The following is a 16,586-nucleotide window of genomic DNA, read 5'->3' on the forward strand; positions in this document are numbered from 1 at the left end:
GAGACAGAGCCCATGAACACGCTGCCCGGTGATGCGCGTCTGCCCCGCTACCAACAGTTGCGCGACCACATGGTCGAGCAGATCGCCAACAACCGCTGGCGCCCAGGTGAGGCCATTCCTACCGAAGCGGCGCTGGCCAGCGAGTTCCAGATGTCGGTCGGCACCGTGCGCAAGGCTGTCGATGTACTGGTCGCCGAAGGCGTCCTGGAGCGCCAACAGGGTCGTGGCACCTTCATTCGTCGGCCGCAGTTCCAGTCCTCGCTGTTCCGCTTTTTCCGTTTCGAATCAGCCAATGGCGCGCGGGTCGTACCCGAGAGCCGCATCCTCTCCATCGAGCCACTGCCGGCGGCCTCGGCGGTGGCGGCGGCGTTGGGGCTGACGGCGCAGGCCGAGGTCATCCGCATCGTGCGTCTGCGTTTGCTGGGCGCCCAGCCGGTGCTGGCCGAGGAAATCTGGCTGGCGCGCCAGATCTTCCAGCCCTTGCTGGAAGTCGAGCTGGACCGCAAAGGGCCGTTGCTCTACCCAATCTACGAAACGCTGTGTGGCCAAGTGGTGGCCTACGCGGAGGAAACCCTTACCGCCGAGTCGGTCGATGCGGTTCAGGGGCGTTTGTTGCAACTGCCGGAGGGGAGTCCGGTGGTGGTGATCGAGCGTCTGGCCCGTGACTACGCCGGCAAGCCACTGGAGTGGCGCCGCTCGCGCGGCCATGCCCAGCACTTCCGCTACCGCATCGACATTCGCTGAACCGCCGCTGCCGTCCATAGCCCCGCCTGCTGCGCCGTGCTCGCACGGTGCCGGGGTGTTGCCTGCCTGGCCGGTGCGAGTCCGGCCACCCTTACACGACCTAGAAGGATAAGAAACATGTTCAGTTGGTACCGCGAAATCACCTCGCGCGAGCGCAAGACATTCTGGGCCTGCTTCGGCGGCTGGTCGCTCGACGCCCTGGAAGTCCAGATGTTCGGCCTGGCCATTCCGGCGCTGATCGCCGCGTTTTCCCTGAGCAAAGGCGATGCCGGTCTGATCAGTGGACTGACCCTGGTCACCTCGGCCATCGGCGGCTGGCTCGGCGGTACCCTGTCGGACCGCTATGGCCGTGTGCGCACCTTGCAGTGGATGATTCTCTGGTTCTCCTTCTTCACCTTCCTGTCGGCCTTCGTCACCGGCTTCTATCCGCTGCTGTTCGTCAAGGCCATGCAAGGCTTCGGCATCGGTGGCGAATGGGCGGCCGGCGCGGTGTTGATGGCCGAAACCATCAACCCGAAGTACCGCGGCAAGGTCATGGGCACGGTGCAAAGTGCCTGGGCAGTGGGCTGGGGCCTGGCAGTGGCGCTGTTCGCGCTGATCTATTCGCTGGTGCCGCAGGAGTTCGCCTGGAGGGTCATGTTCTTCGTCGGCTTGTTGCCGTCTCTGCTGATCATTTGGGTGCGCCGTAACGTGCAGGAGCCAGACAGCTTCCAGCGCCTGCAGAAAGACCAGGTTGCGCCGCGCAGCTTCGTCAAGTCGATGGCCGGAATCTTCCGCCCGGAACTGCTGCGCGTCACCTTGCTGGGCGGACTGCTGGGCTTGGGTGCCCACGGTGGCTATCACGCGGTGATGACCTGGTTGCCGACCTTCCTCAAGACCGAGCGCAACCTGTCGGTGCTCAACTCTGGCGGTTACCTGGCGGTGATCATTTTCGCCTTCTGGTGCGGCTGCGTGGTCAGCGGTCTGTTGATCGACCGCATCGGCCGCCGCAAGAACATCCTGCTGTTCGCCCTGTGCTGCGTTCTGACCGTCCAGGCCTATGTGTTCTTCCCCCTCAGCAACACGCAGATGCTGTTCCTCGGGTTCCCATTGGGCTTCTTTGCCGCCGGCATCCCGGCCAGCCTCGGGGCGTTCTTCAATGAGCTCTATCCAGCCGACGTGCGCGGCGCCGGGGTGGGCTTCTGCTACAACTTCGGCCGCGTGCTGTCGGCGGTGTTCCCATTCCTGGTCGGTCACATGAGCGAGTCCATGTCGCTGGGCGCGGCGATCGGCATCGATGCCGGTATCGCCTACGGTGTGGCGGTGATCGCCGCGCTGTGCCTGCCGGAAACCCGCGGGCGCACACTGGAGCCCGAGGCGGCTGCCTCGACCGCTCCGGCCATGGCCAAGTAACGATCCACATTCTTCAACCTTTTCGATGAGCGCCATGCCCCACGCTACCGTTTCTCCTTTCACGGCCATCGACAGCCATGCCCACGTCTTCAGCCGTGGGCTGAGCCTGGCGGCCGAGCGTCGCTATGCACCCACCTACGACGCCCCGTTGGACGATTACCTGGCCATGCTCGCTGGGCATGGTTTCAGCCACGGCGTACTGGTTCAGCCGAGCTTTCTCGGCGCCGACAACCGCTACCTGCTGGCTGCCCTGAACAGCGCGCCCCGGCAATTACGCGGGGTGGTGATGCTTGAGCGCGATGCGGACCGCGCCAGCCTGGAACAGATGCACCAGGCGGGCGTGCGCGGCGTGCGGCTGAATCTGATGGGGCAAGCGCTGCCTGATTTACGCGATGCCGCCTGGCGACCGCTGCTGGAGCACATCGCGGCACTGGGCTGGCATGTCGAGCTGCATCGTCAGGTAGCCGACATCCCGGCGTTGGTGAACGCCTTGCACCCCTATGGCGTGAAGATCGTCATCGATCACTTCGGTCGGCCCGATGCTCGCCTGGGTCTGGGTCAGCCAGGCTTTGCCGAGATGCTGACGCTGGGGGGACAGGGTAGGGTGTGGGTCAAGGTGTCGGGGATCTATCGCTTGGGCGGCTCGGCGACGCAGAACCTGCTGTTCGCCCGCCAGGCGCTGGGAATGCTGGAGGCGCATTATGGCGCCGACCGCCTTCTGTGGGGCAGCGACTGGCCACACACCCAGCATGAATCGGCGGTGAACTTTACGGGCGTGGTCGAACAGTTCGAGGCGCTGGGCTGCTCGATTGCCCTGCGCCAAGCGCTGTTGGTGGATACCGCGCGGGCCCTGTTCGACTTCCAGTAACCCGCCTTGCTTGACGGTGTCGGGGCGGGCGGGCCGCCCCCTGCATTTTAGACGCGGAAGCGGCTGATCATCTGCTGCAACTGCCCGCCCAGGCGCGCCAGCTCGACGCTGGACACCGAGGTCTGCTCACTGGCCCCTGCCGTCTGTTCCGAGATGTCCCTGACCGTCACCACGCTGCGGCTGATTTCTTCGGCCACTGCGCTCTGCTGTTCGGAGGCGGCGGCAATCTGCTGGTTCATCAGTTGGATGCCGGAGACCTGCTGAGTGATGCCTTCCAGCGCCGCGCCCGCCTCGCGCACCAGGGCCACGCTGCTTTCGGTCAGGCTCTGGCTCTCTTCCATCAAGTCGCTGACCGAACGAGTGCCCTGTTCCAGGCTGTTGATCGCCGACTCGATTTCCGCCGTCGAGGCCTGGGTGCGTTGCGCCAGGCTGCGCACTTCATCGGCCACCACGGCAAACCCACGGCCGGCTTCACCGGCTCGCGCCGCTTCGATGGCCGCGTTGAGCGCCAGCAGGTTGGTCTGCTCGGCCACGGCCTTGATCACGTCCATCACCTTGCCGATGCGCTGGCTTTCGTTGCGTAGCGCGTCCATCGCTTCATTGGTGGCGTCCACCTGGCTGGCCAGCCGGTCGATCTGCGCCACCGCACGGGTGACCACGCTTTCGCCCTCGCGGGCTTCCAGATCGGTGGCGCTGGCGGCCACCGAGGCGTCGCCGGCGTTGCGCGCAACTTCCTGCACCGTGGCGGCCATTTCCTGCATGGCGGTGGCGACCTGGTCGGTCTCCTGGCGCTGGCTGCTGGCACCGGCGCTGGTCTGTGCGGTGATGGCCGAGAGTTCCTCGGTGGCGCTGGCGATCTGCGAGATGCCATCGCGCACGCCGCCGATCAGTTGGCGCAGGTTGGCGGTCATGCCTTGCAGGCTGTTCTGCAACTGACCCAGTTCGTCGCGACGACGGCTGCTTGGCTGCTCGCTCAGGTCACCGGCGGCAACCTGTTCCATGGCCAACAGTGCCCGGCGCAGTGGCGGACTGATCTGGCGCGCGATCAACACGGCCAGCACGATGCCCAGCACCAGCGCCAGTAGGGTCGTAACCAACTGCAGGTTCTTGGCGAACTGGCTATCCGAATTCACCAGTGTGCCTTGGCCGTCGAGCAGCAGGCCGATGGCTTCGGTCAGGTTGGCGATGTCCTTGGCCATGCTGACGCGGTAGTCGGCCAGTTTGCCGATCTCGCTGCGATAGGTTTCGACCTTGCCGGCATAGGCGCGGACCTGTTCGCTCAACTGTGCGGTGGCGTCGGCGGCCTGGCCGTTCAAGGCCGCGATCAGCCCGGGCAGGGTGTTCACCGTGGTAGCGATCTGATCGTTCATGGTCTTTTCGCTGTCGGCATTGGTGTTGCTGGTGTAGCCGCGCACCTGGTAACGCAGCAGGATCAGGTTCTCGCGAATCTGATTGACCGCCTCGCTGCGTGCGTCGCGTTGCTCGGCATCGGTCAGGGCGCGTACTTGCTGGCGAATGCTCTTGAGGGCCGCGAACGACTGATTGGCGAGGGTGCCCATGTCCTTCTGCGCCGAGCGCATGGTCTGGTAGGCCTGCAGGCTGAGGGTCTGGGTCTGCACGTAGCTGGCCAGGGACTGTTCGGCTTTACCTACCAGTTCGACATTGCGCGGAGTGCGGATCACTTCACGCAGGCGCTTGAGCGGTGGCTGCAATGCATCGCTGGCGGTGAGCAAGGCCTGGGTCTGCTCGTCGTCGCCGTTTGCTAGCGTATGGCGCAGACGCGCTTCGCGCAGATCGCCCAGGGCATCATTGAGGATCGACACATCGCGCACCACTTCGCTGCGACGAACGATCTTGCCAAGGGCGTCCCAGCTGATCAGCGACTGGATCAGGGTCAACGTCAGGACGAGGCCGAAGCCGAGCGCCAGTTTATGGGCGATTTTCAGGTCGCCGAACCAGGTAAACATCTGCGGTGGTGCTCCTTAGTGATGCATCGAAGAAGGGCGAGGGGGGAATTGCCGTTGCCGGATCCAGGTCATGTATATGAATATCGGCAGAACTGTAACAATCTGAAAATTATTTGACGACAAATTAATGGCGTAGTGCCAGCAACTTGCTGCGTGGTTAACGGATTCGCCCTGGGGCGGTTGCCAGAGGTGTGCATTCACGTGCAGATTTGTCGCCTCTCACGATGAGCACCCTTCAAATGACAAAGCCCTCTCAGGAACAAGGACGATGAGTCATTCCTCGCAATTCACCTTGCTCGGCAAGCGTCGCTTCCTGCCGTTCTTCATCACCCAATCGCTGGGCGCCTTCAACGACAACCTGTTCAAGCAGTCGCTGATCCTGGCCATCCTCTACAAACTCAGCCTGGAAGGTGATCGCTCGATCTGGGTCAATCTGTGCGCGCTGCTGTTCATCCTGCCGTTCTTCCTGTTCTCTGCGCTGGCGGGGCAGTTTGGTGAGAAGTTCGCCAAGGACGCGCTGATTCGGGCGATCAAACTGGCCGAGGTGGCGATCATGGCGATCGGTGCCGTGGGCTTTCTCAGCGGTCACCTTGAGCTGATGCTGCTCACCCTGTTCGCCATGGGCACGCATTCGGCGCTGTTCGGTCCGGTGAAATACTCGATCCTGCCGCAGGCGCTGCACGAGCAAGAGTTGGTCGGCGGCAACGGGCTGGTGGAGATGGGCACCTTCCTGGCGATCCTGGCAGGTACCATCGGCGCCGGGGTGATGATGTCGTCAAGCGATTACGCCAGCGTGGTGGCGGGCGGCATCGTCGGCACCGCTGTGCTGGGTTATCTGGCCAGCCGCTGGATCCCTCGGGCGGCGGCGGTGGCGCCGCAGATGCCGCTGGACTGGAACATCTTCAAACAGTCCTGGGCCACCTTGCGCCTGGGCCTGGGGCAGACGCCTGCGGTGTCGCGTTCGATCGTCGGCAACTCATGGTTCTGGTTCGTCGGTGCGATCTACCTGACGCAGATTCCCGCCTATTCCAAGGACTGGCTGCACGGCGACGAGACGGTGGTCACCTTGGTGTTGACCCTGTTCTCGGTCGGTATTGCTGTCGGCTCGCTGCTGTGCGAGCGCTTGAGCGGACGCAAGGTTGAAATCGGTCTGGTGCCCTTCGGCTCGTTCGGCCTGACCCTGTTCGGTCTGCTCTGGTGGTGGCATTCGGGTGATGTTCCGGTGGCTGACGCACCTCACGACTGGTTGAGTCTGCTGGGGCTGCACCAGGCCTGGTGGATCATGGCGTCGATCATCGGCCTGGGCGTGTTCGGCGGTTTCTATATCGTGCCGCTGTATGCGCTGATCCAGGCACGCACCCCTGAGCAGGAGCGCGCGCGGGTGATCGCCGCCAACAACATCCTCAATGCCCTGTTCATGGTGGTGTCGGCGCTGGTCACCATCGGCTTGCTGAGCGTGGCGAAGCTGAGCATCCCGCAATTGTTCCTGGTGGTGTCGCTGCTCAACATCGCGGTCAATGCCTACATTTTCAGCATCGTGCCCGAATTCACCATGCGCTTCCTGATCTGGCTGCTCAGTCACTCCATGTACCGCGTCGAGCACCGCGACCTGGACCGCATTCCCGACGAAGGGGCGGCATTGCTGGTGTGCAACCATGTCTCGTTCGTCGACGCGCTGCTGATTGGCGGTGCGATCCGTCGGCCTATACGTTTCGTCATGTACTACAAGATCTACAACCTGCCGGTGCTGAATTTCGTGTTTCGCACGGCAGGTGCGATCCCCATCGCTGGGCACAGCGAAGACGCGGCGACGTACGAGCGCGCGTTCGCGCGCATCGCCGAGTATCTGCAGGCAGGCGAGTTGGTGTGTATTTTCCCGGAGGGCAAGCTGACTGCCGATGGCGAGATCGACGTGTTCAAGGGCGGGGTCAAGCGGATTCTGCAGGAAACCCCGGTGCCGGTGATTCCGCTGGCGTTGCAGGGCTTGTGGGGCAGCTTCTTCAGTCGCGATCCGGCCAAAGGCTTCCTACGCCGCTTGTGGTCACGGGTGACGCTGGTGGCTGGGGCCGCCATCTCCGTGGAGGCGGCCCAGCCCGAGGCGCTGCGCGAACAGGTCAGCGCCCTTCGCGGCGCGCGCCGTTGAAGGGTGCGCTGAGGGTCAGCTAGCGCTGACCTTCAGGCCGATCAGGCCGGCGACGATCAGCGCGACGCTGACCAAGCGCACCAGCGCCATGGATTCGCCGAACAGGATGATGCCAGCGATGACCGTGCCCACTGCGCCGACGCCGGTCCAGATGGCGTAGGCAGTGCCCAGCGGCAGTTCTTTCATGGCCAGTCCCAGCAGGCCAAGGCTGACCGCCATGGCCGCAACGGTCAGGGCAGTGGGCAGGGGGCGGGTGAAGCCGTCGGTGTACTTCAGGCCGACGGCCCAGCCGACCTCGAACAGGCCGGCGAAGAACAGAATGATCCAGGACATGATGGGTCTCCATCGTTGCGAGATGGGGCCGTCCCCGGAATGGTCACGCAGTGCGTCGTGAGGTCGTCCTCACCGTGCGCACTATGGTGCACATCTGGCCGTTGCCGGGCAAGAGGCCTGCCCGGTCACCGCTGGACAGAGGTTTGATCGGGCGCTTCCATGCGCCTGAACCAGGTCGAAAGCAACGCCCCGGAAATGTTGTGCCACACGCTGAACAGTGCGCTGGGCACCGCCGCCAGGGGCGAGAAGTGTGCAGCCGCCAGTGCTGCGCCCAGCCCCGAATTCTGCATGCCCACCTCCAACGCCAGTGATTTGCGCTGGGCCAACGGCAGTTTGCACAACTTGCCGGTCAGGTAACCGAGCAGGAAGCCGAAGCTGTTATGCAAGATCACCACCGCCATGATCAGCAGGCCGGACTCGGCGATCTTCGCCTGGCTAGCGGCCACCACTGCGCAGACGATCATCACGATGCTCACCACCGACACCAGCGGCAGCACCTGAACGGCCAACTGGACCCGCGCGCCGAGCAGCTTCTGCGCCAGCACGCCGAGCACGATGGGCAGCATCACCAATTGCAGAATCGACCAGAACATGTCCATGAACGAGACCGGCAACCACGCCGAGGCCAGCAGCCAGATCAACGCTGGCGTCAGCAGCGGGGCGAGCAGTGTGGTAACCGCCGCGATCGCGACCGCCAGCGCCAGATCGCCCTTGGACAGCCAGACCATCACGTTCGACGCGGTCCCGCTCGGGCAGCAGCCGACCAGAATCACGCCCACCGCGATCTCCGCTGGCAAATGGAACAGCTGGCACAGCAACCAGGCCATGCCCGGCATGATCACGAAATGCGCCACCACCCCGAGCGCCACCCGCCAGGGCTGGCGGGCGAGGGCGGCGAAGTCGTCCAGCTTGAGGGTCAGCCCCATGCCGAACATCACCAGCCCCAACAGCGGCACGATGGCCACCTTGAGTGCGATGAACCACTGCGGTTGCAGGAACGCCAACCAGGCGAACAACAGCACCCACAGCGCAAAAGTGTTGCCGACGAAGCGGCTGAGAGCGGCGAGCGCACGCATGGGGGGGGAACCTCCGGTTCAGTTGCAAGCTTCGAGCTACAAGCTGCAAGAGGAGCAGCGGCAAGTTTTTAGCTGCAAGCTGCAAGTAAAAGCGGTGCCCGTGAGAGCACCGCCGTATCGCTTTTGATCTTTCTTGCAGCTTGTAGCTCGAAGCTTGCAGCTGCTTTTAGACTCCCTGGGGAATCTCTTCGCCGCCGAGGGCTTCGAACAGCAGCGGGAGGAATTCGTTGAGGGTCATCATCATCAGCAGGAAGCTGGCATCGAACTGCTGTTGGGCTTCGTCGCCGCCGTCCTGTTCGGCCTGCTCCTGCAGCAACTCCTCGAACTTCAGGCGCTTGATCACCAGCTTGTCGTCGAGCACGAACGACAGCTTGTCCTGCCAGGCCAGAGCCAGTTGCGTCACCAGCTTGCCGGTGCTCAGGTGCAGCTGGATTTCCTCGCTGGCCAGGTCCTGGCGCTTGCAGCGCACGATGCCGCCGTCTTCGGCGGTGTCGCGCAGTTCGCATTCGTCCAGCGGATAGAAGCCTTCGGCCGGTTGCTGCGACTTGACCCAGTCGGTCATGGTCGCGCTTGGGGCGATCTTCACCGTGGCCGGGCGCACAGGCAGCGAGCCCATCACTTCGCGCAGGGTCGACAGCAGGTCTTCGGCGCGTTTGGCGCTGGCCGAGTTGACCAGAATCAGGCCCTGACGCGGGGCGATGGCAGCGAAGATCATCGAGCGGCGGATGAAGGCACGCGGCAGGAAGGCCTGGATGATCTCGTCCTTTATCTGGTCGCGTTCCTTCTTGTAGACCTTGCGCATCTGCTCGGTCTCGATTTCCTCGACCTTTTCCTTCACGGCATCGTTGACCACGCTGCTGGGCAGGATGCGTTCTTCCTTGCGCGCGGCGATCAGCAGGAACTCACCGCTGACATGCACCAGGGGCGCGTCTTCGCCTTTGCCGAAGGGGGCGACGAAGCCGTAGGTGGTCAGCTCCTGGCTGGCGCATGGGCGGGCCGGTTTGCTGGACAGTGCCGCTTCCAGTGCCTCGGCCTCGAAGGGAACATCCTGGGTGAGGCGGTAGGTCAGCAGGTTCTTGAACCACATGGGGGGAAAGCTCTCCTTAATGCATAAGGCGGGCATTATTCTCCGAGCGGTGCTCGCAGGCCAACCCTGTCACAGGGCCAGTAGTCACTTATTCCTAGGTCATTGAAAGATCAGAAAAAAAATTTGAAAAAAGTGCTTGCCAGGGTGAAAGGTCGTCCGTAGAATGCGCGCCACACCGAGACGAAGGGTGATTAGCTCAGCCGGGAGAGCATCTGCCTTACAAGCAGAGGGTCGGCGGTTCGATCCCGTCATCACCCACCACTCGATGTATAGCGCAGCGGTAGTTCAGTCGGTTAGAATACCGGCCTGTCACGCCGGGGGTCGCGGGTTCGAGTCCCGTCCGCTGCGCCATATTCCAGCTTCCAGGGCCCACTGAACACCCGGAAGCAGCAAAGAAAGCGACCTTAGGGTCGCTTTTTTTGTGCCCGTCGTTTTTCCAAGTCGGTTTCGCGCGGGTTTCAGCCCGGCGCGCCCCCTTGCCTGAAGTCCGATTGCATCTTCGCCTTCAACTCGCGGTCCCATTAGGTCAGAATCTCCCGCTACGCCGGATGCCGCCAGCAGGCCGCGCGCCCGGCTCTCCTTTGCCAGCAGAGACCGACCATGCAGGATGCCAGCTCCTCTCCAACGCCCGTCGAATCCGCCCCCTTGCTGGGTATCGACCTGGGTACCACCAACAGCCTCATTGCCGTCTGGCAGGACGGTAAAGCACAGCTCATCGCCAACGCCGTGGGCGAGGTGCTGACGCCCTCGGTGGTCAGTGTCGATGAAGACGGCAGCATCTTGGTGGGCAGTGCCGCCCGTGCCCGCCTCACCACCCATCCCCATCGCACCGCCGCAGCGTTCAAGCGGTTCATGGGCAGTGACAAGCGTTTCGAACTGGGCGAGCACCGCTTCACGCCGGAAGAGTTGTCGGCCCTGGTGCTCGGCTCGCTCAAGCAGGATGCCGAGGCCTATCTCGGCTGCCCGGTGAGCGAGGCCGTGATTTCCGTGCCGGCCTACTTTAGCGACGAGCAGCGCAAGCGCACTGTGTTCGCGGCCGAGCTGGCGGGGCTGAAGGTGCAGCGCCTGATCAACGAGCCGACGGCTGCCGCCATGGCCTATGGTCTGCACGAACAGAAGTTCGAGCGCACGCTGGTGTTCGACCTGGGGGGCGGCACCTTCGATGTCACGGTGCTGGAGTACGCCTTGCCGCTGATCGAAGTGCATGCCTCCACTGGCGACAACTATTTGGGCGGCGAAGATTTTACCGATGCGCTGCTCAAGGCGTGCCTGAGCGATTGGCAACTGACCCTGGAGAGCCTGGAGCCTCAAGCGCTGGCGAGCCTGCACGATGCGATCGAGCAACTGAAGCGTGACATTGGCGAGGGTAGCCTGACCCTGACCTGGAATGGCGACGGTCAAGCCCGCGAGTGGCTGCTCGACCAGGCGCGCTTGCAGTCGATCTGGGCGCCGTTGCTGGCGCGCGTGCGCACCCCCATCGAACAGGCGCTGCGCGACGCGCGGCTCAGCCCGCGCGAACTGGACAGCCTGGTGCTGGTGGGGGGCGCCACGCGCATGCCGCAGATCCAGCAACTGGTGGCCAAGCTGTTCGGTCGGCTGCCTTATCGCCACCTCGACCCCGACACCATCGTCGCCCTGGGCGCTGCCAGCCAAGCGGCCTGCAAGGCCCGCGACGCGGCGATCGACGAACTGATCCTGACCGACGTGTGCCCCTATACCCTGGGTGTCGCCTCGTCCCGTGGCGAAGAAGTGTCCGGCGCCTTCACCCCGATCATCGAACGCAATACCGTGATCCCCACCTCGCGCGTGCAGCGCTTCTACAGTACCCATCCGGAGCAAAAGGTGGTGCGCATCGCGGTGTATCAGGGCGAGCGTCCCTGGGTGCGTGACAACATCCTGGTCGACAGTTTCGAAATTCCGCTGCAGCCCACCGGACAGGTGCAGTCGCTGGACGTGCGCTTCAGCTACGACATCAACGGCCTGCTCGAAGTCGACGTGACCTTCCTCGAAACCGGGCACAAGCACAGCCACAGCATCGACCGCAGTCCCACGGGCCTGGACAGCGAGGCGCGCCAGGCCAGCCACGAGCGCCTGGCACGCCTGAAGATCCACCCGCGCGATGCCTTGCCCAATCGCACCTTGCTCGCGCGGCTGGAGCGGGCCTGGATGCAGAGCCTGGGCGATGAGCGCGACCTGATCGGCAGTTGGCTGGACGCGTTCAATGCGGTGCTGGCCGGCCAGCAGGCGGCAGAGATCAGTCGTCAACGCCTGCAGTTGAGCCAGGCGCTGGACGAGTTGCGTTACTGAGCGTTGAGATGGCGAAGGGCGACTTGCAGCCCTTCGCTGAGCTGCGCGGGATCGTCCGGCGGCGGGCCGTAGCGGTTGGCGAGCTTGTCGCCCGGCACCACCATCAGTGCGGCAGGCGCGAAGGGCGCGAATCGGCAGATCGCCAGGACACCGATCAACATCGGCACGCCTTGGCCCAGGTCACGCAGGCGCCGTAGCACCGACGTCAGCATCAGCAAGACCGCGACGACCCAAAGCTCTGGCAGTTTGGCCACCGCGGTCAGCACCGCACCGCCCATCAAGGCGACGAAGCAGTGCGCGACGAAGTCGCTGCGGCTGATACGGCTGTTCAGTCGCCAGAAGGCCCAGGAGGGTGCCTGAGGCTCGCGCGCCGCCGCGGCAAGGTGGCCTTCGGTACGCGCCAGCAACGCCATGGCGGCGCAGCGCAGGCCGGTGTCCTGATCGGCATCGTCCTTGGCTTTCTGCAGCCGCATCAAATCGACGGTGCGCGGCGGTTTGGCGGATTTCACCAAGGTGTTGAAGGCACTCACCAATGTCTTGAGCAGTTTGCCGTCCAGTTTTTCCTCCCGCTCGATCACCTTATAGGGCAGGCGCGGGACGTTGCCGGCGATCAGGCCTGTGCGCAGTGTGCCGACCCAGGCAGCGCTGCCGCCCAGCGTGTCCAGGCGTGCACGTAACCAGGCCCGTTGCTCGCTGTCCAGCGCGGCGCTGTGATAGAGGGTTGCGCACAGCAGCAGCTCCCCCAGCGGGTGTTCTTCCAGTACGTCGGTACTGCCTTGGTAGCACTCGAACAGATTGACCGCGCCCGGCAATCGAGTGCTGGCGAAGGCGTAGGCCAGGTAATGCAGGGGGGGCGCCATCAGCGCCTGAACAGGATCGCGTTCGTCCAGGCAGCGCAGCAAGGCGTTGTTTTCCTGGAACAGCGCCGGGGTGGACAGCAGCAGGCGATGGGTGCGGTAGAACGGATGCTCGGTCGCGTACTGCAGTTGGCCTGGCAACTTGGGCGTGATCATGTCCAGCCAGCGCTGGGGCTGAGCGATGGTGGCCAGCATGAACAACTGCTGGCGATGCCAGTCCCACTGTGCAGCGCCCTCGGCCATCGGCGGCAGTTCGATGCCGTGGCGCGCCATGTCGTTCATTACCCGCATGCCGAATGGCACCGTGAACATGCGGCGCATGTCGAACGCCTCGTTCAAGCGCTCCAGCGCTTGCGGCGAATACACCCGCATGCGTCGCAGCCATTCACGGCAGACCGGGTGCAGTGCCGGCTGCTTGAGCGTCTCTGGGAATACCGAACCTAGTCGTGCTGATGCGCAAAACGCCACCAGTGCACGTACCACCGGGGAATGCTCGAGCCAGTGCAACTGCTGCGCAGCCTGGCGCTGGAACCCTTCGAGGATGAGGTCATCGAGCGGATCGCCGCTGGCGGGCTCATCGAGCAGGCTGCGCAGCAGCCCGGCTTCGCCACGTTGCAGTGTCCAGGCCTGCCAGTAGCGGCGCTGCAACAGGCGATCTTCCTGGTCGGCCAGCAGCCAGGCCAGCGGCGGCAATTCATCGTCACCGTCCAGACGCCAGTCGATGAACGTGGCGGCGAAACCCTCCAGCTTCAGGCGCGAGGCCTCGGACCAGCGGGCCAGGGTTTGTGGTGACTGCGCGGGACAGCCGCAGGCCTGGGCGGGATCGGTCAAATCCTCGGGCCAGCTGTGCGGCAGGCTCTGCTGATCCAGCGCCTGGATCAGCAACGGCAGGCGTTGCGGTTGATAGCCTGCGCACAGGTCGAGCAACCACCGCTCGGCCTCTGGATGCCGGTGTTCACGCCACAGCCGCAGCCAGCCATTGAGTGCCTGTTCCTCGGCGCCCAAGGCGCTGGCTTGGCGAGTGAGCAGATACAGCACATCGACGTCGTCTGGCGCCATTTCGTGCTGCTGCTGCAAGCGCGCATGCAGCGTTCGGCTGCCAATCCCGGCCTGACTGAACTGCAGGGTCAGGCGACTCACCAGGTCTTCGTCGGCCGGGAAACCGACGCAGGTGTGGCAGTCGGCGAACTGGGTGTACTCGAACAGCGGGCGTTCCTGGTGGTAGTAGCCAAGGCTGCGGAAATACCAGAGCGTTTCCAATTGCGCCGCGGGCGACCAGTCGCGGATCAGCCGAGTGTCGAAGGGGTCGGGCTCCTCGATACGCTGCAAGAAGGCGGCGACGTCCTGGGCCTCTTCCGGCGGCAGACGCAACAGTTGCTCGGCCCAGCCCAGCCGCGTGGCCAGCAGACGTACGCACTGGTAGGCGATCGGGCCGCAATGGCGCAGCCGGTGCAGCAACTGCCAGTTGAGGTCGTCGAGTTGCTCCAGCGGCAGTTCGTCGAGCTGGCCGATGTAGTCCAGCCAAGCTTGCGGTTCGTAGCGACGGGTCGAGTCTTCGAGCAGCGCCTGGAAGGCGTCGAGGGCCTCGTTGGCCGGCGCGACCTCGTCATTGGACTGCGCGGCTTGCGCGTTTTCGACGTGCTCGCGGGCCAGGCGCTGGGCCTCTTCATAGGCCGCGCGTAGGGCCTGGAAGCCTTCCGGATCGGTCTCCGGATGGTGCGTGGGCAGGCGGCTGCGGTAGGCCAGGCGGATGGTGTCCAGGTCCTGGGTCGGTTCGATACCCAGGCGAATCCAGCAGCTCATGACCAGCAATCCTCTTCCAGCGTCGTGGGGCGTTCAGGCTCGTCGATCGGCAATTCCCAGGGCAGGTCGGCGAGCAATTCGTGGGCGCCGATGCGCAGGTTCAGGACGATGCAGCGGTTCCAGTGCTCGCTGCCCTGGCGCTCCAGGTCGGCGGCGAAGGTGGTATCGCTGCTGTCGGACGCATTCCACAACGCTTTGCCGAACAGATAACCGGCGATGTAGGTGTTCCAGCGGTTGTAGTAGTGGCGGGCGCGCAGAGCCAGGCGATAGTGCAGGTAGAGGCTTTCTTCGCGGCTGATATGCCCCTTCTTGACCCCGGCGCGCAGCAGAAAGCTCATGCGTCCGAGGTCCCAGGCCCGCGTACCGCCAGGGCCGCAGTCGGGGAAGGTGCGTGCCGCATATTCGTACTTGACCCGGTCGCGAGCCGGCAGTGTCTCCAGCAGCGCCTGCCACTGGCTGGGCAGGCACCGCTGGAACTGCCAGTAGGCATTGCTCAATTCACAGGCATGGCCGTTGTCGGCCATGCTGAGTACGTCCAGCAACTGGGCACGGGTAGTGATACCCCAGCCGCTTTCCAGGTCGGTCTGATCGTCGCCCTCGAAATAGTCGGGGGCGGTGAAGCTGGCGCCGTTGAGCGCGGCCATGGGAGCGGAGAGGGCGTGCAGCCAGTGCTGGGCGGATTCGTCCATGAGCGGGTCCGAAGCTAAAATGTTGCGGGAATTGTAGGGAGGTTGAGTCCAGCTGAGCAATGCGCCGGGCGTCTCAGCGCCCCGCTTCCTCGGTGCGCAGTGTCAGCACCTCGTAGCCTTGGTCCGTCACGGCCACGGTATGTTCCCACTGCGCCGATAATCCGCCATCGCGGGTGATCACTGTCCAGCCATCCTTGAGGGTTCGGGTACCGCGTGCGCCTTGGTTGATCATCGGCTCGATGGTGAACACCATCCCCGGTTGCAATCTCATGCCCATACCGCGCTGACCGTAATGCAGCACTTGCGGCGCTTCATGCATCTGTGTGCCGATGCCGTGGCCGCAGTACTCGCGTACCACGCTGTAGCCGGCGGCTTCGGCGAACTGTTGGATGGCATGGCCAACATCGCCCAAGGTGGCGCCGGGTTTGACTTGCTCGATACCCTTCCACAGGGCCTGATACGTGGTGTCGACCAGGCGCCGGGCGTCGTCGCTGATCGCGCCGATGCAGTACATTTTCGAGGAGTCGGCGATGTAGCCACCTTGTTCGAGGGTGATGTCGACGTTGATGATCGAGCCCTCCTGCAGCACTTCATCCTTGTTCGGCATGCCATGGCAGACCACCTGGTCGACCGAGGTGTTCAGCGCATAGGGAAAGCCATACTGGCCTTTGCTGGCCGGGCGCGCCTTGAGGGTGTCGACGATGAAGGCTTCGGCGCGATCGTTGATCTGCAGGGTGGTGACGCCCGCGCGGATAAAGCCGTCGAGGTCAGCGAAGACGCGTGCCAGCAACTCGCCTGCACGGCGCATCAGCGCCAACTGGTCGGCGTTCTTGAGGATCGGTTTGCTCATTGCAACAGTTCCTTGAGCGTGGCGTGTTCCTGGCGCAGCAATTGGCGCACGAGTTCGGGATAGGTCGCCTCGGGATGCAGCTCGGCCAGCATGCCGATGCGAATCCAGTGCTCGGCCTGGGCGTTGATCGAACGTGACATCGCGCCGCTGGCGATGCGCAGGTCTTCGTGGAGGTGGTCGCAGATCTTGACGATGCCCATGGGGAGTGCTCGGTATGAAACGTATATGGATCATATAGCGAGGGATGGGGGTGTGTCACGCTTCCTTGTCCACAGCCCTATACCTTGACGATAGGCTCTGAAACTCATTTTTAGAGACCTGCGGCTTCGCGAAGTTTTAAAAATTTAAAAGTACGGGTCTGAGCCTGACTTCGAGCTTTCGCTTGAATACCTGTCGCGGTCTATCGATAAACTCGAGAGGTGGTGTATTTACGTCGAAAAGGAATAGCGATAGCGGCTGGCAAGTAGTTC

The 16,586-nt window shown here is 63.8% G+C and carries 13 protein-coding genes, 2 tRNA genes and 1 pseudogene; 7 read left to right on the plus strand and 9 right to left on the minus strand.

All coding sequences use genetic code 11. The features are described from left to right. The first annotated feature begins 12 nt into the window (after positions 1–12). The 3 genes from ACK2SD_RS07615 to ACK2SD_RS07625 all read left to right on the plus strand — a co-directional run bounded on the left by ACK2SD_RS07615 (position 13) and on the right by ACK2SD_RS07625 (position 3,004). Positions 13–744, plus strand: coding sequence for a GntR family transcriptional regulator (locus ACK2SD_RS07615; protein WP_412461799.1), 732 nt, complete (start codon positions 13–15; stop codon positions 742–744). Between the two features lie 117 nt (positions 745–861). Then, positions 862–2,136, plus strand: a complete 1,275-nt coding sequence (locus tag ACK2SD_RS07620; RefSeq protein ID WP_039579392.1) for an MFS transporter — start codon at positions 862–864, stop codon at positions 2,134–2,136. Positions 2,137–2,161: 25 nt separating this feature from the next. Further along, positions 2,162–3,004, plus strand: a complete 843-nt coding sequence (locus tag ACK2SD_RS07625) for an amidohydrolase family protein (RefSeq protein ID WP_412461800.1) — start codon at positions 2,162–2,164, stop codon at positions 3,002–3,004. A 47-nt stretch (positions 3,005–3,051) separates the two neighbouring features. On the opposite strand, the gene ACK2SD_RS07630 is transcribed toward ACK2SD_RS07625, so the two are convergent. Next, on the minus strand, positions 3,052–3,915 hold the full coding sequence (locus ACK2SD_RS07630; protein ID WP_412462285.1) for a methyl-accepting chemotaxis protein: 864 nt from the start codon (positions 3,913–3,915) through the stop codon (positions 3,052–3,054). Between the two features lie 39 nt (positions 3,916–3,954). Beyond that, a pseudogene (locus ACK2SD_RS07635) lies at positions 3,955–4,971 on the minus strand (methyl-accepting chemotaxis protein); the annotation flags it as partial. 268 nt (positions 4,972–5,239) lie between these two features. On the opposite strand from ACK2SD_RS07635, the gene ACK2SD_RS07640 reads away from it, so the two are divergent. Next, positions 5,240–7,114: an MFS transporter gene (locus ACK2SD_RS07640; protein ID WP_412461801.1), complete on the plus strand. Its 1,875-nt coding sequence runs from the start codon at positions 5,240–5,242 to the stop codon at positions 7,112–7,114. Between the two features lie 15 nt (positions 7,115–7,129). Here the strand turns inward: ACK2SD_RS07640 and sugE are convergent, their stop codons facing one another. From sugE to rdgC, 3 genes are all read right to left on the minus strand, one after another. Then, complete coding sequence (gene sugE, locus ACK2SD_RS07645) at positions 7,130–7,447, minus strand: quaternary ammonium compound efflux SMR transporter SugE (protein ID WP_039579384.1); 318 nt, start codon at positions 7,445–7,447, stop codon at positions 7,130–7,132. A 125-nt stretch (positions 7,448–7,572) separates the two neighbouring features. Further along, positions 7,573–8,523 carry a bile acid:sodium symporter family protein gene (locus ACK2SD_RS07650; protein ID WP_412461802.1) on the minus strand — a complete coding sequence of 317 codons (951 nt, stop codon included), beginning with the start codon at positions 8,521–8,523 and terminating at the stop codon, positions 7,573–7,575. 166 nt (positions 8,524–8,689) lie between these two features. Beyond that, positions 8,690–9,610, minus strand: a complete 921-nt coding sequence (gene rdgC / locus ACK2SD_RS07655) for a recombination-associated protein RdgC (protein ID WP_200138536.1) — start codon at positions 9,608–9,610, stop codon at positions 8,690–8,692. Positions 9,611–9,795: 185 nt separating this feature from the next. Between rdgC and ACK2SD_RS07660 the strand changes: the two genes are divergently transcribed. The 3 genes from ACK2SD_RS07660 to ACK2SD_RS07670 all read left to right on the plus strand — a co-directional run bounded on the left by ACK2SD_RS07660 (position 9,796) and on the right by ACK2SD_RS07670 (position 11,917). Next, a tRNA-Val gene (locus ACK2SD_RS07660) sits at positions 9,796–9,871 on the plus strand. 13 nt (positions 9,872–9,884) lie between these two features. Continuing rightward, positions 9,885–9,961: transfer RNA gene (locus ACK2SD_RS07665), tRNA-Asp, on the plus strand. A gap of 249 nt (positions 9,962–10,210) precedes the next feature. Further along, positions 10,211–11,917: a molecular chaperone HscC gene (locus ACK2SD_RS07670; RefSeq protein WP_116888738.1), complete on the plus strand. Its 1,707-nt coding sequence runs from the start codon at positions 10,211–10,213 to the stop codon at positions 11,915–11,917. Here the strand turns inward: ACK2SD_RS07670 and ACK2SD_RS07675 are convergent. The 4 genes from ACK2SD_RS07675 to ACK2SD_RS07690 form a co-directional block, all read right to left on the minus strand. Further along, positions 11,911–14,577, minus strand: coding sequence for a molecular chaperone DnaJ (locus ACK2SD_RS07675; protein ID WP_412461803.1), 2,667 nt, complete (start codon positions 14,575–14,577; stop codon positions 11,911–11,913). The two genes, ACK2SD_RS07670 and ACK2SD_RS07675, sit on opposite strands and share 7 nt — an antisense overlap. After that, positions 14,574–15,266: a DUF1266 domain-containing protein gene (locus ACK2SD_RS07680; RefSeq protein ID WP_412461804.1), complete on the minus strand. Its 693-nt coding sequence runs from the start codon at positions 15,264–15,266 to the stop codon at positions 14,574–14,576. The genes ACK2SD_RS07675 and ACK2SD_RS07680 overlap by 4 nt, the downstream gene beginning before the upstream one ends. Before the next feature lie 73 nt (positions 15,267–15,339). Beyond that, positions 15,340–16,116: a type I methionyl aminopeptidase gene (map, locus tag ACK2SD_RS07685; protein WP_412461805.1), complete on the minus strand. Its 777-nt coding sequence runs from the start codon at positions 16,114–16,116 to the stop codon at positions 15,340–15,342. Next, positions 16,113–16,316 (minus strand): ParD-like family protein, encoded by a 204-nt coding sequence (locus ACK2SD_RS07690; protein ID WP_029611984.1) that lies wholly within the window; start codon positions 16,314–16,316, stop codon positions 16,113–16,115. The genes map and ACK2SD_RS07690 overlap by 4 nt, the downstream gene beginning before the upstream one ends. Positions 16,317–16,586: the final 270 nt, after the last annotated feature.

This window comes from Pseudomonas sp. SC11 (genome assembly GCF_047039205.1).
Lineage (GTDB): Bacteria > Pseudomonadota > Gammaproteobacteria > Pseudomonadales > Pseudomonadaceae > Aquipseudomonas > Aquipseudomonas boreofloridensis.

Excerpts from the sequence above, each read along its gene's own strand:
- map (WP_412461805.1), bottom strand. The coding sequence starts at position 16,116 with ATGAGCAAACCGATCCTCAAGAACGCCGACCAGTTGGCGCTGATGCGC.
- ACK2SD_RS07670 (WP_116888738.1), top strand. The coding sequence starts at position 10,211 with ATGCAGGATGCCAGCTCCTCTCCAACGCCCGTCGAATCCGCCCCCTTG.
- ACK2SD_RS07640 (WP_412461801.1), top strand. The coding sequence starts at position 5,240 with ATGAGTCATTCCTCGCAATTCACCTTGCTCGGCAAGCGTCGCTTCCTG.
- ACK2SD_RS07650 (WP_412461802.1), bottom strand. The coding sequence starts at position 8,523 with ATGCGTGCGCTCGCCGCTCTCAGCCGCTTCGTCGGCAACACTTTTGCG.
- sugE (WP_039579384.1), bottom strand. The coding sequence starts at position 7,447 with ATGTCCTGGATCATTCTGTTCTTCGCCGGCCTGTTCGAGGTCGGCTGG.
- ACK2SD_RS07625 (WP_412461800.1), top strand. The coding sequence starts at position 2,162 with ATGAGCGCCATGCCCCACGCTACCGTTTCTCCTTTCACGGCCATCGAC.
- ACK2SD_RS07630 (WP_412462285.1), bottom strand. The coding sequence starts at position 3,915 with ATGACCGCCAACCTGCGCCAACTGATCGGCGGCGTGCGCGATGGCATC.
- ACK2SD_RS07680 (WP_412461804.1), bottom strand. The coding sequence starts at position 15,266 with ATGGACGAATCCGCCCAGCACTGGCTGCACGCCCTCTCCGCTCCCATG.
- ACK2SD_RS07675 (WP_412461803.1), bottom strand. The coding sequence starts at position 14,577 with ATGAGCTGCTGGATTCGCCTGGGTATCGAACCGACCCAGGACCTGGAC.
- ACK2SD_RS07690 (WP_029611984.1), bottom strand. The coding sequence starts at position 16,316 with ATGGGCATCGTCAAGATCTGCGACCACCTCCACGAAGACCTGCGCATC.
- ACK2SD_RS07620 (WP_039579392.1), top strand. The coding sequence starts at position 862 with ATGTTCAGTTGGTACCGCGAAATCACCTCGCGCGAGCGCAAGACATTC.
- ACK2SD_RS07615 (WP_412461799.1), top strand. The coding sequence starts at position 13 with ATGAACACGCTGCCCGGTGATGCGCGTCTGCCCCGCTACCAACAGTTG.
- rdgC (WP_200138536.1), bottom strand. The coding sequence starts at position 9,610 with ATGTGGTTCAAGAACCTGCTGACCTACCGCCTCACCCAGGATGTTCCC.